21 protein-coding genes are annotated in these 23,697 nt (G+C 34.1%); 5 read left to right on the top strand and 16 right to left on the bottom strand.

The window, feature by feature from the left end:
• Positions 1-217: 217 nt before the first annotated feature.
• From K6T82_RS06475 to K6T82_RS06505, 7 genes are all read right to left on the bottom strand, one after another.
• Positions 218-805 carry a YdeI/OmpD-associated family protein gene (locus K6T82_RS06475; protein WP_223705119.1) on the bottom strand — a complete coding sequence of 196 codons (588 nt, stop codon included), beginning with the start codon at positions 803-805 and terminating at the stop codon, positions 218-220.
• Positions 806-2,083 (bottom strand): peptidase T, encoded by a 1,278-nt coding sequence (gene pepT, locus K6T82_RS06480; protein ID WP_223705120.1) that lies wholly within the window; start codon positions 2,081-2,083, stop codon positions 806-808.
• Positions 2,084-2,201: 118 nt separating this feature from the next.
• Complete coding sequence (locus tag K6T82_RS06485; protein ID WP_223705121.1) at positions 2,202-3,350, bottom strand: formylglycine-generating enzyme family protein; 1,149 nt, start codon at positions 3,348-3,350, stop codon at positions 2,202-2,204.
• Between the two features lie 132 nt (positions 3,351-3,482).
• Positions 3,483-4,451 (bottom strand): DUF6515 family protein, encoded by a 969-nt coding sequence (locus K6T82_RS06490; RefSeq protein ID WP_223705122.1) that lies wholly within the window; start codon positions 4,449-4,451, stop codon positions 3,483-3,485.
• A gap of 87 nt (positions 4,452-4,538) precedes the next feature.
• The gene (locus K6T82_RS06495) at positions 4,539-5,756 is read right to left on the bottom strand and encodes an OprO/OprP family phosphate-selective porin (RefSeq protein WP_223705123.1); all 1,218 of its coding nucleotides are present in this window, start codon (positions 5,754-5,756) and stop codon (positions 4,539-4,541) included.
• A gap of 43 nt (positions 5,757-5,799) precedes the next feature.
• Entirely contained in the window at positions 5,800-6,375 is a 576-nt protein-coding gene (locus K6T82_RS06500) for a hypothetical protein (RefSeq protein ID WP_223705124.1), read from the bottom strand.
• A gap of 96 nt (positions 6,376-6,471) precedes the next feature.
• A complete protein-coding gene (locus tag K6T82_RS06505) occupies positions 6,472-8,910 on the bottom strand; it encodes an arylsulfatase (RefSeq protein ID WP_223705125.1) in 2,439 nt (812 codons plus the stop codon).
• A 317-nt stretch (positions 8,911-9,227) separates the two neighbouring features.
• On the opposite strand from K6T82_RS06505, the gene K6T82_RS06510 reads away from it, so the two are divergent.
• Positions 9,228-10,262, top strand: a complete 1,035-nt coding sequence (locus tag K6T82_RS06510; protein WP_223705126.1) for a quinone-dependent dihydroorotate dehydrogenase — start codon at positions 9,228-9,230, stop codon at positions 10,260-10,262.
• Here the strand turns inward: K6T82_RS06510 and K6T82_RS06515 are convergent.
• Positions 10,248-10,964, bottom strand: a complete 717-nt coding sequence (locus tag K6T82_RS06515) for a DUF3307 domain-containing protein (RefSeq protein WP_223705127.1) — start codon at positions 10,962-10,964, stop codon at positions 10,248-10,250. The genes K6T82_RS06510 and K6T82_RS06515 overlap by 15 nt on opposite strands.
• A complete protein-coding gene (locus K6T82_RS06520) occupies positions 10,961-11,575 on the bottom strand; it encodes a SatD family protein (protein ID WP_223705128.1) in 615 nt (204 codons plus the stop codon). The genes K6T82_RS06515 and K6T82_RS06520 overlap by 4 nt, the downstream gene beginning before the upstream one ends.
• A 212-nt stretch (positions 11,576-11,787) precedes the next feature.
• Between K6T82_RS06520 and K6T82_RS06525 the strand changes: the two genes are divergently transcribed.
• The 4 genes from K6T82_RS06525 to guaB all read left to right on the top strand — a co-directional run bounded on the left by K6T82_RS06525 (position 11,788) and on the right by guaB (position 16,425).
• A complete protein-coding gene (locus K6T82_RS06525) occupies positions 11,788-12,654 on the top strand; it encodes a hydroxymethylglutaryl-CoA lyase (RefSeq protein ID WP_223705692.1) in 867 nt (288 codons plus the stop codon).
• 74 nt (positions 12,655-12,728) lie between these two features.
• A complete protein-coding gene (locus K6T82_RS06530; RefSeq protein ID WP_223705129.1) occupies positions 12,729-13,277 on the top strand; it encodes a hypothetical protein in 549 nt (182 codons plus the stop codon).
• Positions 13,274-14,677, top strand: coding sequence for a DUF5723 family protein (locus tag K6T82_RS06535; protein WP_223705130.1), 1,404 nt, complete (start codon positions 13,274-13,276; stop codon positions 14,675-14,677). The genes K6T82_RS06530 and K6T82_RS06535 overlap by 4 nt, the downstream gene beginning before the upstream one ends.
• Positions 14,678-14,952: 275 nt before the next feature.
• Entirely contained in the window at positions 14,953-16,425 is a 1,473-nt protein-coding gene (guaB, locus tag K6T82_RS06540) for an IMP dehydrogenase (RefSeq protein WP_223705131.1), read from the top strand.
• A gap of 54 nt (positions 16,426-16,479) precedes the next feature.
• Here guaB and K6T82_RS06545 read toward each other — a convergent pair whose 3' ends face one another.
• The 7 genes from K6T82_RS06545 to nudK form a co-directional block, all read right to left on the bottom strand.
• Positions 16,480-17,313 carry a hypothetical protein gene (locus tag K6T82_RS06545; RefSeq protein ID WP_223705132.1) on the bottom strand — a complete coding sequence of 278 codons (834 nt, stop codon included), beginning with the start codon at positions 17,311-17,313 and terminating at the stop codon, positions 16,480-16,482.
• 114 nt (positions 17,314-17,427) lie between these two features.
• Complete coding sequence (locus K6T82_RS06550; RefSeq protein WP_223705133.1) at positions 17,428-18,567, bottom strand: FAD-dependent oxidoreductase; 1,140 nt, start codon at positions 18,565-18,567, stop codon at positions 17,428-17,430.
• A gap of 99 nt (positions 18,568-18,666) precedes the next feature.
• Positions 18,667-19,257 carry a TetR/AcrR family transcriptional regulator gene (locus K6T82_RS06555; RefSeq protein ID WP_223705134.1) on the bottom strand — a complete coding sequence of 197 codons (591 nt, stop codon included), beginning with the start codon at positions 19,255-19,257 and terminating at the stop codon, positions 18,667-18,669.
• A gap of 299 nt (positions 19,258-19,556) precedes the next feature.
• Positions 19,557-20,441 carry a L,D-transpeptidase gene (locus K6T82_RS06560; RefSeq protein WP_223705135.1) on the bottom strand — a complete coding sequence of 295 codons (885 nt, stop codon included), beginning with the start codon at positions 20,439-20,441 and terminating at the stop codon, positions 19,557-19,559.
• Between the two features lie 87 nt (positions 20,442-20,528).
• Positions 20,529-21,407 (bottom strand): alpha/beta hydrolase, encoded by an 879-nt coding sequence (locus K6T82_RS06565; protein WP_223705136.1) that lies wholly within the window; start codon positions 21,405-21,407, stop codon positions 20,529-20,531.
• Positions 21,408-21,535: 128 nt separating this feature from the next.
• Complete coding sequence (locus tag K6T82_RS06570) at positions 21,536-22,993, bottom strand: tetratricopeptide repeat protein (RefSeq protein ID WP_223705137.1); 1,458 nt, start codon at positions 22,991-22,993, stop codon at positions 21,536-21,538.
• Positions 22,994-23,087: 94 nt separating this feature from the next.
• Positions 23,088-23,669: a GDP-mannose pyrophosphatase NudK gene (gene nudK, locus K6T82_RS06575; protein ID WP_223705138.1), complete on the bottom strand. Its 582-nt coding sequence runs from the start codon at positions 23,667-23,669 to the stop codon at positions 23,088-23,090.
• Positions 23,670-23,697 lie beyond the last annotated feature (28 nt).

Below are 23,697 nucleotides of genomic sequence, written 5' to 3' on the forward strand. Positions count from 1 at the left end.
TTTTATGCATTCGTCATTGCGAGGAACGAAGCAATCTCATGCAGTACGACTTATTAGTAGTGTGATTGCTTCGTTCCTCGCAATGACAAAAGAAAAAACCTTTGTCAAAGTTTTAAACTTTGACAAAGGTCTCGTATAGTTTGGTTCTTTGACTTCGCTCAGGATGAAAAAGTTGTTGGAATTTGAATTTTAAAAAATTTGAATTTCAGAAAAAAAATTACCTGTATTTATCATTCAACCCAACATTGGTCAAAATCATCGGAAGCACTTTTTCTATTCTCGATAGTTTGGTTTTTTCCTGCTTCGCCGATTCGATATATTCTAAAAACTCATATTGCTTGTAAGGAGAAAACTTGGCGAAGGCTTCTTTTAAAGCTGGATTCTGCGTCATTTCTTTTTCTAAAAGTTCAGATATTATTGCTTCTTTTTTAGAAGGTTTAATAACTTTTCCTTGCTTTTCGTTTTCAATGGCTTCGTAAATATATTGTAGAACATCTTTTTCGTTAACTTCTTCTTTCGAAGTAAAACGCCATTGACGTAATGATTTTGTTACGTCTTCTTGAGCGTTTATGAGTTTCTTTTTCTCGTCTTTTAAGAAAACCCCATTAAAAAACCATAGAGCAAAATAATCTTTAAATCCTCCAATTCCGACAACATTTTTCTTGTTGTAAACATAAACAGTACCGCCCCATTTTGTGGTTTCGATTAGTCCAGTTTTGTCAATAATGGCTTTAAGGAAAATTAATTCTTCTTCCCATTGTGAGCCATATTTCCACATGCCTTTATTTTCAGATTTTGATTCCACTTATTTTTTCTTTTTTGATTTTTCAGGTGCGTCAAAAACCCCTGGAACTGCTGTCAATTCAGCAATCTTCACAATAACGTCAGTTGCCTTTTGTATGCTTTCTACTGGTACATATTCATATTTTCCATGGAAATTATGTCCGCCTGCAAAAATGTTCGGACAAGGTAATCCCATAAATGATAATTGAGAACCATCAGTTCCACCACGAATTGGTTTGATGATTGGTTTGATATTTAATTCTCTCATCGCTTTTTCGGCAATATCAACAATGTATTTTACTGGTAAAACCTTTTCTTTCATATTGAAATATTGGTCTTTTACTTCAGCAATAACAATATCTTCGCCAAATTTCTTCGCAAACTTCTTGTTGAATTTTTTGGCTATACTGTGAATTAATTTTTTTCTGTTTTCGAATTTTTTCTTGTTGTGATCACGAATAATCAATTCTAAAACAGTTTCTTCGATATTTCCTTTTATATGATGAACATGGAAAAAACCTTCGTATCCTTTAGTTTCTTGAGGCGTTTCTCCTTTTGGAAGTTCATTGATAAATTCATTTGCCAAAAGCATAGAATTGATCATTTTTCCTTTTGCATAGCCTGGATGAACACTTTTTCCTTTAAAAGTAATTTTCGCTCCGGCAGCGTTGAAATTTTCGTATTCTAATTCGCCAATCTGACTTCCGTCCATCGTGTAAGCCCATTGCGCTCCAAATTTTTCAACATCAAAATGGTGTGCTCCACGGCCAATTTCTTCATCAGGAGTAAAACCGATTCTGATTTTTCCGTGTTTGATTTCCGGATGCTGGATTAGGTATTCCATTGCCGAAACAATTTCGGTAATTCCAGCTTTGTCATCAGCTCCTAATAAAGTCGTTCCATCAGTTGTTATGATGGTTTGACCCTTATATAATAATAAATCTTTGAAGTAATTTGGAGATAATACAATGTTTTTTTCAGCATTCAAAATAATATCTTTTCCATCGTAATTTTCAACGATTTGCGGTTTAACATTCGCTCCGCTAAAATCTGGAGAAGTATCAAAGTGAGAAACAAAACCAATTGTTGGTACTTCGTGATCAACGTTACTAGGAAGCGTTGCCATGATGTAAGCCTTGTCATCTATTGTTACATCTTCAAGGCCAATTGCTTTTAGTTCGTCAACTAGTTTATTGGCAAGATTCCATTGTTTTTGAGTACTTGGTGTTGTTTGAGAATGTGGATCTGATTCTGTATCAATCGTTACATAACTGATAAAGCGATCTATGATATGTTGCATTTTTTTGAATTTTTAGCAAATATAGAAAAATTTTTCTCCGCGAAAATTTAGCTTTTCAATATCTGAATGAATAAAAAAGGGATTCTAAATTGAATCCCTTTTTGGTATTTTGATTTCGTTATTTGCTTTTTACGCATCTAAAACCAACGTGGTTTGCAGCAGATCTGATTTCACCTTTTCCTCTTGTCCCGACCATGTATCGAGTGCAATATTGATCAGTACATAAGAATGAACCTCCGCGGTGGACTCTTTTAATTTCTGCTGGATCATTTGGATCATAGTAAGCATCTGGTCCTTGCGGGTTTTTGGTTACTTTTCCGCTTTCGGCTAATGATTTGTAGTAATCTACACTGTACCAATCGTGTACCCATTCCCAAACATTCCCTGCAATGTCATACAAACCGTATGCATTTGGAGCATATTGTTTTGTTGGTGCAATTCCTTTAAATCCGTCTTCGCCAGTATCGCCATCTTTAATTGGAAAATGACCTTGATAAATATTTGCTTGAAATTTTCCTTGAGGTTTTAAGTCATTTCCCCAAGCATAAAGATTTCCTGTTTTACCACCACGAGCTGCAAATTCCCATTCTGCTTCGGTTGGAAGTCTTTTTCCTGCCCATTTAGCATAGGCTTCAGCATCTTCGTAAACAACATGAACAACAGGGTATTTTTCTTTTCCTTTTATAGTGCTTTGAGGGCCGTCGGGATGTCTCCAGTCAGCTCCTGGTTCGTAACGCCACCATTGCAGAAAATTATTCAGATTGACAGCTTTAGGAGTAGGAGTAAAGACAACAGAGCCTGTTACTAAATCTTCTTCGCTTGCCATTGGAAATTCTTCTTTAGTCGGTTTTTGTTCTGCAACTGTTACGTATCCTGTCGCTTTGACAAATTTTTCAAACTCTTCATTGGTTACTTCTGTTTCATCCATATAATAACCGTCAACATAAACTCTGTGAATTGGAGCGGCATCTTTAGTAACCCCTTTTATACTGCATAAGCTTTCATCTTCAACATTTGTGCCCATAGAAAATTCGCCTCCGGGAATCCAAACCATGCCTTTTGGGGCTTTTGTATCTGGTTTGAATTTATTTTCGACAGTTGGCTTAAACTCAGATTCTATATTGCTAGGAACTTCATGGCATTCTGCAGCTGTTTTTTCTGCCTTTTCTCCTTTTTCTTCCTTATTTGTAAATCTAGTATAGCTATAGGCAATTGAGATAATGGATAATGTGAGTAACGCAAAGATCCAAAAGGTTTTGTTTTTCATTTTGGTTAATTTAAAATTGTTTACTAAAGTAAGAATAAGATTTCAAAAATGGTCTTGTATATTTGTTTGTTTAGTTCAAATATATTAAATTATAGTAATTCTATAGGGTTAATTAAAATAAAGTTTAAAAACTTATTTTTCATCCTCTACCATTACAACTTCATATTTATCTTTTCCATCAACCTGTACAGGTTGATAATACGTTTCGCCAAACTTGATATATTTAACATCGCCCATTGTTACTTCTTCGCCTCCTTCTGGTAAGCTATCTACAATTGTTCCAGCAGTAGGAGCGACAACTTTATAATTACTTCCGTCTTTTTCATAATACGTTCCTCCGTAATAATAGTTGTTGACGGTTCCCGTATTGACGGTTTGTGCTCCGCTCGGAATATTGTTTACCGTACCGCCTACAGGTGCGGGTACCGCAGTATAACCTCCATTTGATGGGGAGTACCAAACTCCTTGATCGTAATGGTATTGCGTGTTTTCTACACTTACGACAATTGCAGTTACAGCCAAAGTAGCTACGAAGAATCCCCACGGATGCCAAACAGGTCCCCAATAGAAAGGTCTATATGGATGATAGTAATAAGGATGATATCCATAATATCTGCGACCACCGTATACATAAGGAGGACGTGTGTAAACTACTGGACCTCTTCTAACAACAGTATTTCGGTTATTGTTGATTGTTATATTTCGGCTTCTGTCTACATTGATGTTGTTTCTGTTAACCGTATTGCCACTAATGTTGGTGTTTCTGTTGCCAACATTGTTTCTGTTTACAGTATTCTTTTTGTTTACGGCGTTGTTTCTATTTACTGTATTTTTCCTGTTAGAATTGTTTGCTGGTCTGGTTACTTTTGTTCCAGAGTTGTTTGCCCCAGGTCTTGTTGTTGCTGCTGGCCTGGTAGTATTGGGTCTTGTTGCATTTGGTCTAGACTGATTTGCGGGTCTTGCAGGTCTTGTATGTGTTGCTCCGCCTCCGCGAGCACCGCCACCATGACGTTGAGCAAAACCATCAATAGAAAAAAAGAAAAATGTAGCGATCAGGCATATATATGCTGATTTCTTTACTGTTTTAGATATGTTTTTCATATTCAGTGTTTTAAGTCGATTAAAGTTATGAAAAAAAATGCCCCATTTGAAGAAATAAATCAAAAGTTTAAAAATGTATTTTTATGGTTAAAGTGAGATATCCCATTGAATTCTAAATCGCCACCCTTGTTCTAAAGGAAGTGTTTTATCTTGAAAACTAAAATAACTTACTTCGGAGGTCAGTTTATTTTTATGTCCTTTAAAGAACCAATTAAAAGCCAAAGTCGATTCGTCTTGTCTATTTTGTCTGATGGAATTGTCTGGTCTGTATGCAGCATGTCTTCCTGCTATTTCCAATTTTTTGGGCCACCAGTCAAAAATATTATGAAAAAAATAACCTGCCTGAACATAATATCCTTTCATAATTGTAGTGTCGTCGTTATTTATTTTATCAATGATTTCCTTGGTATGCCATTCGCTTTGCCATGAAAAGCCTCGGTACATAAAAGCGCTTTCAAAATTCCATTGATTGACTCTGTATTGTCCTGGAAGTCCATTTTCGAATCCGTCAAGAGAACCTCCTCCTGCTTGCGAGAATCGGGTGTAAGGGCTTCGATTGGTTACGGCCGAAAAAGCAATAATTGGAGTTAGTTTTTCGTGAAATTCTAAATCGCAGCCTTCAAAATCTAGAAATCTTCCTAAGAAATTCCATTGTGCTCTTCCAAAATACATCAAATTACCATCGTCATTTGAAGTGCTTCCTCGTCCAGTTCCTGTCAAAGCGGCAACCCAATAATTAAAATCAGCAATTCCGGATCCTTTTAAGTGGCCGTAAACTTCAACTCCCAGCTGTCTGTCTAAAGTAAAAGGACGATTGATTAACGAACGTTCTACCATTTGCTGCTCGCCACTGCTAATGTAACGTTCGCGAGTATATTCAACTTTCCATTGCCCTGCTTTAAAACTTAACCAATCCCATTTTTCAATCATAACCCGAAAATCAAGCAAATTGGACTGACTTAATTCGTATTCCCAATAATAGTTAAGCCAAGGTTCAAATGCATGGCCACCAATTTTTAATCTGGCACGGTTTATTTTAAAAGTAGTTTTGGCATCTTGACTGTAGTCATCATAAGTTAAAGGATCTGTATCATAAGGTGTAGAAAATCGAAATTGGAACCTGCTTTGTAATTGAAATAGAAATTTTTTATCTCTGGTTTCCAATTCAATTCCTTTATTACCATATCTGACGGTCATTAGTTTTGAAGTATCTTTTTCTTGTTGAGAAAATCCTTTGAAACCAATTAATAGTAAAATCAGCAGTAGTTTCTTCGAAATACAATTTGATTTATTAAGCATATACATAAGCACAACGGATTTGAATAAAAAAGAGATTTTACTGAGTCAATTATTTTCCTCCGAAATTTTTTGCAATTCCTAAACCAATTCCCCAACTATCATAAGCATTCCATTTAAAATCGTAACTAAAAGTGCCGAAAATCTCCCAGTTTTTTGGAAGTTCATAACCATATTCTACACCTGCACGAGTCAGAAAGAAATTTTCTTCTTTTGCAAATTCGCCTCCAAAACCTAACAAAAAACTCCAATTTTCATTTGGTTTGTAAATTCCCATTAAAGCTGGAGCGATAGGGTAGCTTCTTTCAATGGTTTCTTTTTCATCATCATTTGCATATACTTTTTCAACCTTAAATTTTTCAATTACAAAATCGGTATGAAGTCCAATTGCCCATTTTTCATGAAATTGAAAGGTGTAATCTAGTCCCCATGCCGGAAGGCTTAAGACTTCTCGATTTCCATCTTCATTACGGCCTTCAAAAACATGAACATGATTAATTGATAAACCGATTTGATGATGCGGATGAAAGCTTTTTTCTTCATTTTCTTGTGCTTTAGCAATATTGACTGAAAGGCAGACGCCGTAAAAAAGAAAAAGTATTTTTAAATGAATATTTGTACAGAACATTTTGGATTTTTCTATTGATTAAACATTTATTTAAAAAGGGAAAAGAGGTATTTCGATAACAAGTTATGTCATCGAAATACCTTTTTACTTTATTTTTTAATCTCTTCCTAAAGCTCTTTTTGCTTCATTGTTTAAGTCAGAATATTCGATTTTTCCAACATTTACGCCAACTCCTAAGATTTCACCTCCTTTAAATGTACCTGGAGTTTTGTATTCTTTACTAACAGCGTCACCGCTATCAAAACCAACACAAAGACCATCACCAGAAAGTGTAAATTTACCTGTTTGCGTTCTCATCGGACCAGAAGCAACTTCTTTTCCGTCGATATATAATTTCATCGTTCCAGTAGATTCGCCGTTTGGACCTTGTTTTTCACGATTAAATTCCATCCCGAAAACGTGTTTTCCAGGAGTTATAGCCACATTAGAAGTGAATTTTTGTTCTGGTTGAATTCCTAAGAAATTATAAACATAATTCAGTTTTTTGTCTTTTATGAATAAAGTATGTCCACCAAAACGAGAGCCATGCGCAAAAAGAACACCAGAAGCATTCGCATCTTTTACATCTACATCGGCTACGATTTTGTATGAACGTCCGCGAACATTTACCGCAACTCCTTCTGGTACTGGAGAAGTTCCTGGATAATAAATATATTGGTCACGAGGTTCTTCAGACGAAGGTCTTTCTGTTCCTAAGATTTCAATTGCAGAGCGGTCGTCAAGCGGAAGAACTAAGTTTTTAGCCGCTTCACTATTCCAATCGGCTATTAATTCTTTTAGTTTGTCTGGATTTTTTTTAGCTAAATTGTTTGATTCTGAACGGTCAACGTCTGTGTTGTACAGTTCCCAAACATCTTTATCAAAATTTCCTTTTCCAGACAACGGTGCGTGAAGTGCAACAGCTTTCCAGCCATCTTTCCATAAAGCACGGCTTCCTAGCATAGCAAAATACTGAATATGTTTTTGAGTTTTGGTATTTGGTGCGGCATCAAAAGTATAGCGCATAGAAACTCCCGATAAAGGATATTGTGGAACTCCACGATATTCTTTTGGCATTTCCAATCCGCAAATATCTAAGATTGTAGGAACAATATCTGTTGAATGGTGAAATTGGTCACGAACAACACCTTTTGCTTTAATGCCTTTTGGCCAAGAAATTACCAAAGGATCACAAGTTCCTCCAGCATATTGGCTGTATCTTTTAAACATTTTGAATGGAGTAGAAAATGCTGCTGCCCATCCTGTTGGATAATGTTCATAGGTATCAGGACTTCCTAGCTTGTCAAGATATTTTAGGTTTTCAGCCAATTCATCAGGATATCCATTAAAGAATTTGTTTTCATTAACAGAACCCGATTCTGAACCTTCTCCAGAAGCACCGTTATCGGCAGCATAAATTACAACTGTGTTCTCTAATTGGCCTGATTTCTCTAAATAATCAATAATTCTGCCCACTTGAGCATCTGTGTATTCTGAGAATCCAGCGTATACTTCAGCCAGTCTTGAAAATAGTTTTTTCTCTTCTGGTTTCAGTTTATTCCAATCTAGTACATTATCTGCTGGATTTGCAACTCCAGGAGGCATTGGGTTGAAATTGTCCAATTTTGTTCCTGCCGGAATAACACCTTTAGCAATCATACGAGGCAGAACCCATTTACGATAAGCATCATAACCTTCATCAAATTTTCCTTTATATTTGGCAATGTATTCTTCTGGAGCATGGTGTGGAGCATGGTTTGCACCAGGACAGTACCACATATACCAAGGTTTTGATGGATTTGTCGCTTGTTGGTCTTTAATATATTCTAAAGCATGATCTGCCAAATCTTTAGATAAATGATACCCTTCTTCTGGAGTTGCAGGCGGTTCAATAAAATGATTGTCTTCAACTAAATCTGGATACCATTGGTTAGTCTCTCCTCCAAGGAAACCGTAAAAACGATCAAATCCCATTTGTAAAGGCCAAGTAGCTCTTGGTCCTCCAGAAGCAATATCCTGTTCAGGAACGTTGTGGTTTTTTCCAATCCAAAAAGTGCTATATCCATTATCTTGCAAGATTTGTCCAATTGTTGCGGCTTGTTTCGGAATTCTTCCGCTTGCACCAGGATAACCGTCTGCAGTTTCTGTAATTGCCGCCATACCATTTAGGTGATGGTTACGTCCTGTAAGCAATGTTGAACGGGTTGGAGAACATAAAGCAGTTGTATGCCATTGAGAATAAGTGATTCCGTTGTCTGCTAATCTTTGCATGGTTGGCATATTGATAGCTCCTCCATAAGGCGACCAAGCAGCTAATCCAGTATCATCATATAAAATAAACAAGATGTTTGGAGAACCTTTAGGTGCTTTTTTGGGTAAATACGGTGCCCAATCACTTTTAGAATCTCGAATGTCTAAGGCCATTTTACCTTTAAAAGTTTCCTTGGTAACCTGTTGCGGGTCTGCTTGAGCAAATATTTTCGTCGTTGTTCCTATTGAAAAGCAAAATAAGAGCATGAAAATACTTTTTACAATTACTGGTGTACTGACTTTCATAATTTAAGTTATTAATGGTTTGTAGATGTTTAAAGTAGAGAGTTTCAAATTTATGTATTAAATGACCTACAAGAGCTTTTTGAAGGAGTCTAACTGGTTTCATTTTATAACTTGCAACATAAAAAGTAGTTTTTTGAACAAGATTTTTAGTTTTTCATACAAGATGTGAGTTTTTGCTTTTGCGGTACGTTTTAGATTTGTTTTTATTCCAAACTGAAGAATCAAACAAAATAGAAATGATTTGTTTTGGTAAAAAAGCACCTTTTTAAAACTATAATATTTAAATTTGCATCCGAAAAAATAACAACACAACTCTTATGTATAAATTGATAATTCGTCCGATACTTTTTTGGTTTGACCCTGAAGAAGTGCATTACTTTACTTTTTCATTTATTAAATTCATTTCAAAAATTCCAGGCGTTTCGGCGATTATAAAATCAATTTATGAGGTAAAAGATGCTCGTTTAGAAAGAGAAGTTTTCGGAATTAAATTTAAAAACCCAGTTGGACTTGCAGCTGGTTTTGATAAAGATGCCAAATTATACAAAGAATTAGGCGATTTTGGTTTCGGTTTTATTGAAATCGGAACAGTAACGCCAGTTGGTCAAGAAGGAAATCCGAAAAAACGTTTGTTTCGTTTAAAAGAAGATCAAGCAATTATTAACCGCATGGGATTTAATAATGGCGGAGTTCTCGAGGCGGTAGAACGTTTGAAGAAAAATTCTGGTGTTTTGATTGGTGGAAATATCGGAAAAAATAAAGTTACCGATAACGAAGATGCCGTTAAAGATTATATTATTTGTTTTGATGCACTTTTTGATCATGTTGATTACTTCGTAGTAAACGTAAGTTCGCCAAACACGCCAAATTTAAGAGCTTTGCAAGATAAAGAGCCTTTAACAGCTTTATTACAGACATTGCAAAATAGAAATGTCGAAAAACAGAAAACAAGCACTCAAAAAGTAAAACCAATCCTTTTAAAAATTGCTCCAGACTTAACAGATGAGCAATTATTAGATATTATTGATATTGTAAAGACAACTCAAATTGCTGGAGTAATTGCAACCAATACAACAATTTCAAGAGAAGGTCTGCAATCTGCAAATCAATCAGAAACAGGAGGATTGTCTGGAAAACCATTAACAAAACGATCTACAGAAGTAATTCGTTTTCTTTCAGAAAAAAGCAATAAGGCTTTCCCAATTATTGGAGTAGGAGGAATTCATTCTGCAGACGATGCCATCGAAAAATTAAATGCAGGAGCAAGTTTAGTGCAATTGTATACTGGATTTATTTATGAAGGTCCGGCTTTGATCAAAGCAATCAATAAGAAAGTTTTAGGGCAATTGTAAAAGAAGCGCCTGAATGGCCAAGCCGACTAATATTGAAATTCCGAAACTAATTAAAGTTCCGATCATTACATATTCAGTTAGTTTTCGGTCTTTGGCTTCTTTTAAATCTCCGAATCTAAAAATAGATTTTGCAGCCAATAAGAAACCGATTGCTTCAAAATGTCCCGTTAAAATAAAACAAACCACAAATAGACGTTCTAGAATGCCAATGTAGTTTCCTGCACTGGCAAGAGAATTGTCTTTTTGGCTGATCTGATTTTCGGGACTCCAGATTGAAATAATGGTTTTGATGAAAATCGAAGCAGGTTTTGTAACCAATAATATCCCTGTTATTAAAATCCAAAACGAATTAAAACTCAAAATAGGGATAATGCTATTTCGGTGATAAAAGAATGCAATTCCAATTAAAATCAGAAGGTGCGCAATTTGATCGACTATAAACCAAGTGCGTTTTGTTTTTGGTTTCTGAAAATTCAATTTCATTAAATCGATAATTCCGTGTGTTACAGCTATTAAAATAGCGTAAGGTATAAAACCGATGTCGGCAACAAGAACCGCAGCTAAAACACCATGCAGTAAAATATGAATATATAAGTAAATGCTTTTATGTTTTTTAATTTCTTTATCGGCTACCCAAGAATTAGGTTGCCAGATAAAATCACCTAATAAATGTGCCAAAAGCAGTTTTATAAATAAAATCATAATGCTGTAAGTTGTTTTATTTGTGTTCTAAAATATCGGTCTAAATTCGTTACCAAGTCAAACTGGGCACGTTTTTGTCTTCGGCTCACAGCAGCTTGATTGATGCCTAGTTTTTGTCCTAATTCTTCCTGAGACAAAGTCGGATTTTCTATTGCCAAAGCCACAAATTCTGCCGATTGTACAAGCCAGCTGTCCATAAAAGTAAGAGCTAGTTGAAGCATTAAATTCAAGTTTTCATCTAATTGTAAATCGCCGGTTCGCATAGCTAAATTGACTTTCTGTTTTTTTAAAGTTTCAAAAAGTTCCCCAGAATTGACAAAAGCAGAACCATTGCTTTCAGAAATTCTATCGGCATCGTGCGTTTTATCTCCAAAACCAATACTCATTCGCGCATCAGATTTTATGGTTCTTAAACGTGATTTTATTAAAATAGCAGTTAATAAAGCATCTTCTGGATTGCTAACTTCAACCTGAAATTCATCACCTCGATAAATTTCCCATTGGTGTGGTGTCTGACCAAATGAAGCTAAGATTTTTTTCAAATCCTCAACCCAATGTTCAGATTGTTGTTGTCGTGAATCGATGATATCTCCTGTAATTACACTAGTCATAAACCAAATATACTTAAAAATAAATAAACCTTCTATTACAAATATAAGTAATATTTTTTATTATTACGTTTTTTGGTAATATTTTAATTTATTACGTTTTTTGGTAATTCTTTTGAGTATTACAATATTTTGTAATAGTTAAAGATGCTGTGAAAATTATCTTTTATATCATTAAAAAAGAAACTAACTTAGCCTTTACAAATGAATCAGCTTTGAATAAAGAAATCAAAATTATTGAATGTCCCCGAGATGCCATGCAAGGTATCAAAGCTTTTATTCCGACCCAAAATAAAGTGACCTATATACAAGCATTGCTTCGTGTAGGATTTGACACTATTGATTTTGGAAGTTTTGTTTCTCCAAAAGCTATACCGCAAATGCAGGATACTGCTGAGGTACTAGAACAACTTGATTTATCTCAGACAACAAGCAAACTGCTTTCTATTATTGCCAATACACAAGGTGCAATTACAGCTTCAGCATACGAACAGATCAAATATTTAGGTTTTCCTTTTTCTATTTCTGAGAACTTTCAAATGCGTAATACCCATAAAACTATTGCAGAATCTTTAGTTACTCTAGAAGAAATTTTAGAAGTTGCTGATAAGAAAAACAAAGAAGTGGTGACGTATCTGTCAATGGGTTTCGGAAATCCTTATGGAGATCCGTGGAATGTCGAAATTGTAGCAGAATGGACAGAAAAATTAGCAGGAATGGGAGTAAAAATCCTTTCGCTTTCTGATACAGTTGGAACTTCAACGCCAGAAGTAATTACCTATTTGTTTTCAGATTTGATTCCCAAATATCCTGAAATTGAGTTTGGTGCTCATCTTCATACAACACCAGAAAGTTGGTTCGAAAAAATTGATGCAGCGGCTAAAGCAGGTTGTGCCCGTTTTGATGGTGCAATTCAAGGTTTTGGAGGATGCCCAATGGCGACAGATAAATTAACAGGAAACATGCCAACAGAAAAATTAGTCTCTTATTTTACTGCAAATAAGAAGGTTACGGGATTGAATTCTTTAAGTTTTGAAAGTGCTTACAACGAAGCGTCAAAATTGTTCGGAAAGTTCCATTAATAAATAGTTATATTTGCTAACTTAGATAATGATTGTAAGCATTAAGCGTTACATTTATTAGATATACTATCGTCATGAAATCTAAATACTATCATTTTTCAAGTATAATTTTACTTGTTTTTCTGTTTTTTTCGTGTTCAAGCGATTTAGATTTTGATCAGGTTAATGATCTTAAATTAGAGCCTGCTTTTGTGGCAAATGTGGCTTATTTTGATATTCCGGCAAATAAACTTATAGACGACGGAGGAAATCATGAGGCAGACGATGCAAGAAGTTTTGATGTTTTTAAAGATAAATTCTTTAACGATCATCTGAAAAAAGCCGAATTAGATTTTGAAATCGAAAATACTATTGATCGTGCTTTTGTCGTAAATCTATTTTTATTGGATGCCAACGAAAAAGTATTGCAAACCATCACCTTTAATGTTCCGGCTTACAGAGGAGCAGCAAATGTTATTAAATATCCAACAGAAGTTTTTGAAAATGAACGACTGGAACTTTTGAAACAAACCGTTAAAATTGGTTTTAAAATTTCTATTTCTTCAGGAACTCCATTAAATAGTCAAAGTTTAGGAAGTTTAAAGTTTAGATCAGGTGCAACCGCTTATTTAATCATTGGATGAGAAAAATATTTCTGATTATCTGCCTTGTTTTTCAGCTTTCTTGTTTTTCTCAAAATAAAGAAATCTTGTATAATTTTACTGCGATTCCACAATCATTAATGGTCAATCCTGGAGCCGATGTGTCTTATAAATATTATTTCGGATTTCCGATTTTATCAGGAATTTCGGCCAACGTAGGTTCAAGCAGTTTTACAGCGTACGATTTATTTGCCAACAATGGAGTCGATTTTAATCAAAAGGTTCGAAACGTAATCAATCAATCTACAAATAGAGATAAAGTTGTAACCAATCAGCAATTGGAAGTCTTCTCTGGCGGATTTAGAATTGGCGGGAGAGAAAGTAAATCCTATATCTCATTCGGTCTGTATCAGGAATTTGACTTTTTTATGTTTGTTCCAAAAGATTTGGCAATATTGGCTCTGGATGGAAATAGAAATTATATTGGAAAATCGTTCAATCTTGGAGATCTAAGTATGAAAGCTGAGGTTCTTTCTGTTTGGCATGTTGGTTTTCATAAAAAAGTAAGCGAAAAATTTGTTTATGGCGGACGCGCTAAAATTTATTCAAGCGGCGCAAATGCAACATCAACAAAAAATGCGGGCTATATTTATACAGGACAAAACTCAGGAGACGTAAACATTTATAATCAAATCATTTCGTCTGATTTGGAATTAAAAACCTCAGGACTTTCTAAATTTACAAAAGATGAATACGAAGGAAATGTCGTAAAAGATATTGCCAATAATACCTTTTTTAGCGGTAGTTTAGGTTTAGGTGTCGATGCCGGATTTACGTATTACATTAAAGACAATTTACAACTTACTGCCAGTGTCATAGATTTAGGATTTATAAGACAATCAAAAGATATGGAAACCCTGACTTACAAAGGAACATATCAATATAATGGTGTAAATCCTGATTTTACCGGAAATGATGAGCCAGAAGATATTTTTGACGAATTTGACAGAGCTATTCCAAGAGATACCTTATACAATAAGTATACTACTTGGCGTCCAACTAAATTTTACTCGTCTATACAATATTCCTTTGGAGAAGCCCGTCCTGACGATGAGTGCAATTGCCGAGGAAAAATCAATACCTATTATAAAAACGCAGTTGGAGCACAATTGTTTGCTATGACAGCTCCCAGAGAACCTTTATTTGCATTAACAGCATTTTATAAAAGAAGTATTTTTAGAAAACTGGAAGCAAAAGCAACTTATACTTTTGATACATTTTCAAATAAAAATATAGGTCTAGGACTCGCAGGAACGGTCGGCCCTGTAAATATTTACGCTTTATTTGGAAATGTTTTAGAATACAAAGACTTATCAAAAGCCAGTAGTGCCACATTCCAGCTCGGTATCAATTTCGTCTTTCAGGACCATGATGATGATTAATTTTTCTGCAGAATAATTAGAAGCTATTTCCAGCTGTCCATTTCAAGCACTCGAGCCAAAACACTTTTTTTCAAGGCTTAAAAAGAGCTTCCGTTGGTCGCTTTTTTAAACCAGAAAAAAATGTCTTTTAGCTTTTCGTGGCTTTTTATTTCCATCTGGGCTAGGGATTTCGTTTTGTAGGAAGATTCCTGTAAACATAAATTTATGATTAACTTAGTATTTAAGTTAGCAATTTATTCACTATATTTGCACGCAATTCAACTAGAAATTGCAACATGATAGCACACAACTCCAAGATTATCGGCGAAGGTTTAACTTACGACGATGTATTATTAGTACCTAACTACTCGAATGTGCTTCCTCGCGAAGTGAGCATTAAATCAAAATTCTCAAGAAACATCACATTAAACGTTCCAATCGTATCTGCTGCTATGGATACAGTTACCGAAAGTGCAATGGCAATCGCTATGGCGCAAGAAGGAGGAATCGGTGTTTTACATAAAAATATGACTATCGAACAACAAGCAGGAAAAGTTCGAAAAGTAAAACGTGCTGAAGCAGGAATGATTATCGATCCGGTAACATTACCATTAACTTCTACTATCGCAGATGCAAAAAATGCAATGAAAGAATTTGGAATCGGTGGTATTCCAATTGTTGACGAAAACAAGATCTTAAAAGGAATTGTTACTAATCGTGACTTACGTTTCGAGAAAAATGGTGCAAAACCAATTGTTGAAGTTATGACTAGCGAAAACTTAGTAACTGTTGCTGAAGGAACTTCATTAGAACAAGCTGAAGTAGTTTTGCAAGGTCATAAAATTGAAAAATTACCAGTTGTAAATGCTCAAAATGAATTAGTTGGTTTAATTACATTTAGAGATATTACAAAATTAACTCAAAAACCAATCGCAAATAAAGATTCTTTTGGTCGTTTGAGAGTTGCTGCTGCAATTGGAGTTACCGGAGATGCAGTTCAAAGAGCTGAAGCTTTAGTTGCTGCGGGTGTAGATGCAATCATTATTGATACAGCTCACGGACACACAGAAGGTGTAGTAAATACTTTAAAAGAAGTAAAATCAAAATTCCCTCAAATAGATGTAATTGTTGGAAACATCGCAACTCCAGAAGCTGCTAAATATTTAGTAGAAAATGGTGCTGATGGAGTAAAAGTTGGAATCGGACCTGGTTCTATCTGTACTACACGTATCGTTGCAGGTGTTGGTTTTCCTCAATTCTCAGCAGTTTTAGAAGTTGCTGCAGCTATCAAAGGAACTGGAGTTCCAGTTATCGCAGATGGTGGAATTCGTTATACAGGAGATATTCCTAAAGCAATCGCAGCCGGTGCTGACTGTGTAATGTTAGGTTCTTTATTAGCAGGAACGAAAGAATCTCCAGGAGAAACTATCATTTTTGAAGGAAGAAAATTCAAATCTTACCGCGGAATGGGGTCTGTTGAAGCAATGCAAACAGGTTCTAAAGATCGTTATTTCCAAGATGTTGAAGACGATGTTAAGAAATTGGTTCCAGAAGGAATTGTTGGACGTGTTCCTTACAAAGGAGAATTAAACGAAAGTATGCTTCAGTTTATTGGAGGTCTTCGTGCAGGTATGGGATACTGTGGTTCAAAAGATATTCCGACTTTACAAGAAACAGGACGTTTTGTTAGAATTACTTCTAGTGGAATTACTGAAAGCCACCCTCACAACGTAACAATTACAAAAGAAGCTCCAAATTATTCTAGATAATTTTTAGTTTAGTATATAAAAGAAAGGCGTAAGAAATAAATCTTACGCCTTTTTTTATTTGTTTTTAGTGATTTGACATGTCTGTTTAAAATCACTTTTTGATTTCATATCCAAATTAAAGTCGGGGTGTTTTACATGTAGATCAAAATCCATTCCCAAAGTATTTTCACTTATAAAATGATTTGGAATATCATAAATTAAATTTCCTTTTCCAACTCCGGCTCCCGTAGTCTCAAATCTTGCGTCGGACATTTTGATGGTATAAGTTTGTGAAACATCAAAGAACCCATTTTTAGAATTCATACTTTTTAAAGTATAAGTCGTTGTAATCTGCATTTCGATATTAATACCAGCAACAGGCAATGTTAATGGGTTTTCCTGAATAAAGGATTCTCCTACTTTTAATTTTTTTTGTGGTAGAATTACTTGCGAAAATGTACTTTGCACGGTTTGGAAAATGGTTTGCTTAAAACTTTCTTCCATGCCTTTTGAAACAATAGAGTCCATCACAGGCATGGCAGAAGATGAAGCTTTGCCGTAAAGCATTGTGCCGTTTGGAATTATGGTTTTTCCGTTTGCATCTAGAGATTTTAGATATTCAATTGTTATTGGAAAGTTTCCGCTTTTGTCAATTTTACCCGTTTTAGAAATCGTTTCTAGATTAAAGGCATTTTTGATTTTAGTTGGATTCGTTGTTCCATTTTGCTTTAATACATCTAAAAACTTTTCACTTCCTGAATAAAGAACCTCGTAATCTGAAGAATTAAAAGTGGTTTGCAGATAATTGCTTTCGGGCGAATAACCTGCTTTAAAATCTAATACTTGATTGGATTGTCCGTAATTGCAAAATGTTCCGGAAATAAAGAGGAGTAACAATAATTTTTTCATAGTGGAATTCAATGCACTTTTTTGTGCTTATTACCGACGAAAATAGTAAAATAAAAACAACTTAAGGCTTTTATTTAAACAAGATTTTTCTTTCTGAAAAATAATTTTGAAAAACTAGAAACGGCTATTCAAAATATCTTCAGCGACAATATCAGAATGCAGTAAATCTTCCATTTTCTTAGTCATTCGTTGTGCTTCTAAGGCGTAACCAAACATCTTTTTCTCATAATCTGCAATTGCCTCATCAATGGTATCGAATTTTCCATTAGTTAGATTTTCGGTTAAATGAAAAGCATCATACAATCCCATGTTTACGCCTTCGCCAGCAAACGGAGGCATTAAATGAGCGGCATCGCCAACAAGCGTAATATTAGAATGTTCTTTCCAAGGTTGTTCCAAAGAAAATAATCGTAAAGGCAAACCAGAAAATTCAGTAGAAGCAGCGAAGAATTTCTTGTAATCGTCTCCCCAGTTTTTGAAAGTTTCATTCAAAAAAGAAATAACAGATTGATTATCATTAAAATCAATTTCGTGATTTGAAATCCAATTTTCATCTGCTTTAAAAGAAACTCCGAAATGAACGGATCCATCGCGCATTGTGTGAGTGTAGAACATTTTATGTTCTCCCATTGCCATAACATTTCCGTTTCCATATTTAGGTTTAAATTCCGGATAGTCTTGATCAGGATTTACAATTTCACCTTGAATAATGTAAGTTCCAGAAAGTTTCGGTTCCTGATCGCTCACAAATTTTCTAGCATTCGATCTTCCGCCGTTGGCTACAATTACAAAATCGGCAGTTGCTTTCGAGCCATTTTTAAATTCTAAAAGATATTGGTTTTCAGATTTTTCAATAGTAATTAATTGACTATCCCAAACAACAGTATTTTCTTGAAGGTTTTCCAGCATAATTTTTCTCAAATCATTGCGGTCAATTTCTGGACGAGAAAAAGCATTCGTTTCATTTGGCATTTCGTCAGAAGTAATAGTTCCATCGATATCAGCCATTTTTTCGCCCGTTGGTCGTGCATATTCAAGAAATACATCCATTAATCCCGCTTTCTGAATCGCATATTGACCAGAATCGGAATGAATATCCAAAGTTCCTCCAGAAGTTCTGGCTTGTGCATTAATGTCTCTTTCATAGACCGTAACATCTGCACCATTAATTTGTAAAATTCGAGCAGTAGTTAATCCAACCGGTCCTCCGCCAATAATAGCAATCTTTTTATTTTCTATAATTGAAGTTTTCATCCTATTGAAATTATATTGTATTTAATATTGATATTGATATTGATATTGATATTGATATTGATTTTTGACATTGAATTTTGCCATTGATTTTTGATCTTTTTATGGAGTCAAAGCTTTTAAAACCAAATTGAAAGCCTCATTCTTCAAATTGTCATTAAGAGAAAATGGTTTTCCAGACATTGATTTTCCGTCTCTATGAAATTCTAAAAGAGAATAAAGCGATCCGTAGGCAATGCTCCAAAAAATTTCATAAGGAACAGCAATGAGTTCTTTTCTTTCAATTGCAGCGAGCATAAATTCGGTCATAATCTGTTTGTAATCTCCTGTAATTTCTTTTATAATGGCATCGCCGTAGGTAGAGTGTTTTAGAAGTTCAAAACAAGAAGTCTGTAATGGAAAATTTAAATTGAAAGCAATGCGATTTTCCCATTGATTTCTTAATCCATCCTTAAAAGACATTTCGGCAGAAAAACCATCAAACATCTTTTCAAAGAAATTTCGACCAATTTCAATTCCGATTTTTTTAATTAAATCTTCCTTATCTGAATAATAAATGTAAAGTGTCGCGACAGAAATACCACATTCTTTAGCAAGCCGATTCATTCCGAATCCTTCCACACCTTGCGAAACAATCATTTCGATTGCTTTTTGCTTTACAATTTCTTCCTTATTTAAATCTCTTGTTCTCATGATTCTAACTAATTAGGGGACAAAGATATAAATAATAAGTGAATGATCGCTTATTTATTGAGTTATTTTTTGGATGCTAAGGTTCTAAGATGCTGAGATGCTAAGTTTTTTTTTAGTGACAAAGTCGCAAAGTCGCAAAGTGATAATGTGAATAGCCTCCTGCTTTAGCTGGAGGTTTTTTGAAGGAGGCTGACAAATGGCTTTAGCCGAATAAGTTTAGTTTATCATACAAAAAAAAATCAGCTGAAACAATTTTTAATGCTCCAGCTGATTTAGTATTATTAGTATATTTTGAAATTCTATATAGTTTTTGTTGGCTCCGCTTCTCTAAGGTTTTGATTTTCTAAAATCTCTTTTAAGAATGGTTTTGTAGCAGTTTCAATATCGCCTTCTGATATATTTAATGCTTCTGGGTCGGAGGACAATTTAAGCCAAGGTTTTGGTCCGTCAAAATCGTAGTTTCCAAAAACTACTACTGGTGTTCCTTTAACTTTTACATTTTCTTTGTCTTTCAAAATCCATTCATCGGCGAATTTGTACAGATATTTGGCATCTTTTTCTAATAATCTTAGGCAAGAATGAGAGGCTGGATATCCAGGTAAATCATATTGGTGGAAACCAACTCCTAGCTTATTTTCGATATTAAAATTCCATTTTAATTCCCATTCGTCATTAAAAGTACTTGTTGTTTTTTCAGCTTTCCAATTAGTGAAAAACAATCCGGTTGGAGTAGGATCTTTTTTTCTTCCCATGTTTGTTGGACCTGTGCGAACCAACTCACCATTCTCGTAAGCGGCAAAAGTCTGAGTAGGATAGGAGAAAAGAATGATTTTTGAAACTTCTTCTAAAGCAGAAACATGCAAAGGAAATGGAAGATAATAAACCAAATCACCCGTAAAATCTGCTGGAATTACAACAGAATCTAGTTTTTTAAAATTAGTTTTATCAGTTCTGTTTAAGGCGTATACGATATTCATTTTACTGCTGTCAGCTTCGTTTAGATTCAGCCATTCTTTTGTATTCGAAATTTGAAAGGAAACTGTTTTGGGTTTCTTGTATTCAATTACTTCTTTTTTCTCCGTTTTATTTTCTGTCAATGTGATCGTATCGGTTTTTTTACAAGAACCTAATAAAACCAACATTAAAATCACTAATCCGTTTGCTGTGTAATATAACTTTTTCATAGGTCGTATTTTTATGAAAATAAAGTTAAGATTATGATAGTTCAAAAGGGTTACATAATTTTTTGAATTGGTTTCGGGATTTTCATTTTAGTTTGAAGATAAAAAACTTGAAATATCGCTTGTCCATTTCTTTTTGTTTTTGATTAGATAATTTTCATGACCTGTAGATTTATAGGTGCTTAGTTGTTTTTTGCCTTTTAAATTTAGGTAAATTTCATCTATTTCTTCTCTGCTAACACTTTTATCTTCTTCTCCATAAAGTAGTAGTACGGGACAAGAGATATTTTTTGCGTATTCTGACGGATTGTGGCTAAATCCCCAAAAACCATTTTGTAAACCTCCCCAGAAAAGTAATATTGCTGCCATTGGAAATGTTGGCGCATTCATTCTGTTGAATCGTGCACAAACCGTTTGATACATTGATCCAAAAGGACATTCAATTATAATTCCTTTTGGATTTATTTTCTGATCGGAAATAGATTTCATTATCGCTACTGCTCCCATGGATGTACCAAACAAATAAATATTTTTCTCTCCTTTTTTCGATATAAAGTCAAAGCATGTTTTAACCTGGCTGGCTTCTTTAAAACCAATTGTAGTTTGATTTCCTTCTGAATTTCCGCTTCCCATAAAATCGACCAACATTGTATTGTAGCCTAATTTTATAAATTCATCTGATTTCTTAATCAAAGATGATTTTTCACTTCCGTAGCCATGAAATAATATGACTGTACCTTTTGCTTTTGGAGTTTCGATAAACCAGCACTCAATTTTTTTATTGCTTTTTAAACTTATTGTTTGAAAGCTTTGAGTTGGGAATTTGGTGTTTTTAGGTTTAGGATTATTGACTCCAAAAAGTAATGTTTTTGTCTTTTCTAAGGCAGATAATTTGTTCGGGCTTTTTGTTTTTTCAGAATTATCAGTTGAAAAATGGGTGAATTTGTAAGCATGAAAAAAAGCTATCATGTTCATACTTATAAATATGAATAATAAGGCTTTTAAAAATCTACTTTTTTGTAATCTCATTTTTCTTAAATTATATCAATCGTATTTTTTGTTATTGTAAAGTTTTCGTATGGCTATGAAATTCTGACTTACTTAATTTTATCCTGTAGAAGATTAAATTCTTTGTCAGTATATTTTAGCTCAGTTGCAATTTTTTTTAATTTTTCTTTCTTTATTTTTCCTAATGGAGAGTAATAAACATATTGCCCAAATCCTCCTGCTTGAAAGATGTCGTCATTGTCTTGTTCTTGACCAAGTAAAGGTTTTACTGTTGTAAGGATTTCTGTTATTCCCCTCTCTTCATTAAACAGAATCATTTTTTCAGGTAAATTTGGCGGAATTATAGTCATTGGCATTGTTGCAATAGAAGACAGGTATTGTTTCATAAGCGCCCAAGAATTTTCATCTTTTACTTTTGCCATTATATCTGCTAGATTTGTAATTGTGCAAGTTGAGACATCACTTTGAAAAAGGTTGTTAACTTTCTCAATAGCTGGTTTTCCAATATTTTTTAATATTTCGGTAGCTTTTTCTTCAACACCATTTCCATGATTGGTATGAAGTTTTAAAATCATCAAACAAACATCGATGGTATACTGCTGATTGTTTTGGTTTGAAATCTCTTGAAGTTTTTTTAATTTTTTACCAGCTTTATTTTCTCCCGATCCAAAGAATTGCAACAATTCAAGATTTTCTTTGCTGTATTGAAGGTCAGAATCTGTTGGCATATTTTGGTAAAAAATACTTTTGTTGCCTAATTCTGTCGTTTTTGCTTTGTCGTTTTTTAATTCATAAATTTCTGTAAGCTTATCGTAAAGTATTGGTTCTTTTGGGTTTTCTGCCAGCAGTTTATTTAATTCTGTTTCAGCATTATTAAGATCTTTTAAAGAAATGTAATTATCTGCTATATTAAATGATGCTATATTTTTAAACTTTTCATCATCTAATAGGGTTTTGAATGTTTCAGTAGATTTTTGGTAATCCTTTAAAAGTTGCTGAATTTTAGCTGTATAGTAAATTTCTTCAGTTCTATTATATGTCTTAACTAAATATTCTAAATCAACAAGGGCCGATCTTAAGTTTTCATCTTTAAATTGATCTTCATTATATTGAAGTGAATCTGCTTTAAAGACGGAATTTCCATCTATGTTTTTCTGACTTGTACCCAATTCAGCCATTTCCAGACTCATGTCCGATTTTCTTTTTATAAGCTCAGGAACACTGCCAAATTTCTGAATACCTTTTTCTATAATATCAATTCCTTCTAACCATTTTCCGTTTCGAAATAATGAGTAACCATAGATTTCAAATATACCAAAACAATCATTTTTGTTTTCATAAAGCTTTTGAGAAATTGAAACAGCAGATGCACTTTTATTTTCCTCAATTTTGACTAAAATATTTTGCAGTTCTTTATTAGTATTGTCATCACATTCAGCGAAATGATCAGATTTTAGTTTTTCATATTCAAAAGTATTTCTTTGAAATTTTTGTGAAAAAAGAAGTATTGGAAAACTTAAAAATAGAGGTAAAAGTTTCAATTTCATTTATAGTTATTTTTTGTTTGATTAATAAACCGAAATCGAAAATGCTTTTAAACAAGAACCAATTTCGGTTTAAAAATAATAAAAAATACCTTACTTAAATCAATCCTTTTATTTTCGCATGCTGCAATAACATGATAGTTTTAGCATCGGTAATTTCTCTAGATTCGATCATAGCATAAGCTTGATCAAAAGTAAATTCTAAAACTTCTATATTTTCTTGTTCAGCGTCCAATCCGCCGCCTTCGCTAACTTTCATGCTTTCGTCATACTCGCCAACAAATAGATATAAAATCTCTGTAACGGCACCAGGAGACATATAAGTTTCAAAAACTTTTTGAACTTTAGAAATACGATAACCTGTTTCTTCTTCTGTTTCACGAATAATGGCGTTTTCAGGATTGTCCTGATCCAAAAGTCCAGCGCAAACTTCGATCATCATTCCGTCTTTGTTTCCGTTAAGAAAAGTGGGCAAACGAAACTGACGCGTTAAAATCACCGTTTTTTTGGTTGAATTGTATAATAAGATTCCAGCGCCATTACCACGATCGTAAACTTCACGATTGTGAGTTTCAATTTCGCCGTTTTCTTTTTTGTAATCAAAAGTAACTCGGTTTAAGATATACCAATTGTCTGATAATAATTTAGTTTCTTTAATTTGAACTTCTGGATTTTTCATAAATGAAATAAATTGTATAAAAAAAAAC

The organism is Flavobacterium potami, assembly GCF_020026915.1.
GTDB lineage: Bacteria > Bacteroidota > Bacteroidia > Flavobacteriales > Flavobacteriaceae > Flavobacterium > Flavobacterium potami.

What these genes read in the sequence shown, in the direction of transcription:
- pepT (WP_223705120.1), bottom strand. Translation starts at nt 2,083, where the DNA reads ATGCAACATATCATAGATCGCTTTATCAGTTATGTAACGATTGATACA.
- K6T82_RS06485 (WP_223705121.1), bottom strand. Translation starts at nt 3,350, where the DNA reads ATGAAAAACAAAACCTTTTGGATCTTTGCGTTACTCACATTATCCATT.
- K6T82_RS06490 (WP_223705122.1), bottom strand. Translation starts at nt 4,451, where the DNA reads ATGAAAAACATATCTAAAACAGTAAAGAAATCAGCATATATATGCCTG.
- K6T82_RS06495 (WP_223705123.1), bottom strand. Translation starts at nt 5,756, where the DNA reads ATGTATATGCTTAATAAATCAAATTGTATTTCGAAGAAACTACTGCTG.
- K6T82_RS06500 (WP_223705124.1), bottom strand. Translation starts at nt 6,375, where the DNA reads ATGTTCTGTACAAATATTCATTTAAAAATACTTTTTCTTTTTTACGGC.
- K6T82_RS06505 (WP_223705125.1), bottom strand. Translation starts at nt 8,910, where the DNA reads ATGAAAGTCAGTACACCAGTAATTGTAAAAAGTATTTTCATGCTCTTA.
- K6T82_RS06510 (WP_223705126.1), top strand. Translation starts at nt 9,228, where the DNA reads ATGTATAAATTGATAATTCGTCCGATACTTTTTTGGTTTGACCCTGAA.
- K6T82_RS06515 (WP_223705127.1), bottom strand. Translation starts at nt 10,964, where the DNA reads ATGATTTTATTTATAAAACTGCTTTTGGCACATTTATTAGGTGATTTT.
- K6T82_RS06520 (WP_223705128.1), bottom strand. Translation starts at nt 11,575, where the DNA reads ATGACTAGTGTAATTACAGGAGATATCATCGATTCACGACAACAACAA.
- K6T82_RS06530 (WP_223705129.1), top strand. Translation starts at nt 12,729, where the DNA reads ATGAAATCTAAATACTATCATTTTTCAAGTATAATTTTACTTGTTTTT.
- K6T82_RS06535 (WP_223705130.1), top strand. Translation starts at nt 13,274, where the DNA reads ATGAGAAAAATATTTCTGATTATCTGCCTTGTTTTTCAGCTTTCTTGT.
- guaB (WP_223705131.1), top strand. Translation starts at nt 14,953, where the DNA reads ATGATAGCACACAACTCCAAGATTATCGGCGAAGGTTTAACTTACGAC.
- K6T82_RS06545 (WP_223705132.1), bottom strand. Translation starts at nt 17,313, where the DNA reads ATGAAAAAATTATTGTTACTCCTCTTTATTTCCGGAACATTTTGCAAT.
- K6T82_RS06550 (WP_223705133.1), bottom strand. Translation starts at nt 18,567, where the DNA reads ATGAAAACTTCAATTATAGAAAATAAAAAGATTGCTATTATTGGCGGA.
- K6T82_RS06555 (WP_223705134.1), bottom strand. Translation starts at nt 19,257, where the DNA reads ATGAGAACAAGAGATTTAAATAAGGAAGAAATTGTAAAGCAAAAAGCA.
- K6T82_RS06560 (WP_223705135.1), bottom strand. Translation starts at nt 20,441, where the DNA reads ATGAAAAAGTTATATTACACAGCAAACGGATTAGTGATTTTAATGTTG.
- K6T82_RS06565 (WP_223705136.1), bottom strand. Translation starts at nt 21,407, where the DNA reads ATGATAGCTTTTTTTCATGCTTACAAATTCACCCATTTTTCAACTGAT.
- K6T82_RS06570 (WP_223705137.1), bottom strand. Translation starts at nt 22,993, where the DNA reads ATGAAATTGAAACTTTTACCTCTATTTTTAAGTTTTCCAATACTTCTT.
- nudK (WP_223705138.1), bottom strand. Translation starts at nt 23,669, where the DNA reads ATGAAAAATCCAGAAGTTCAAATTAAAGAAACTAAATTATTATCAGAC.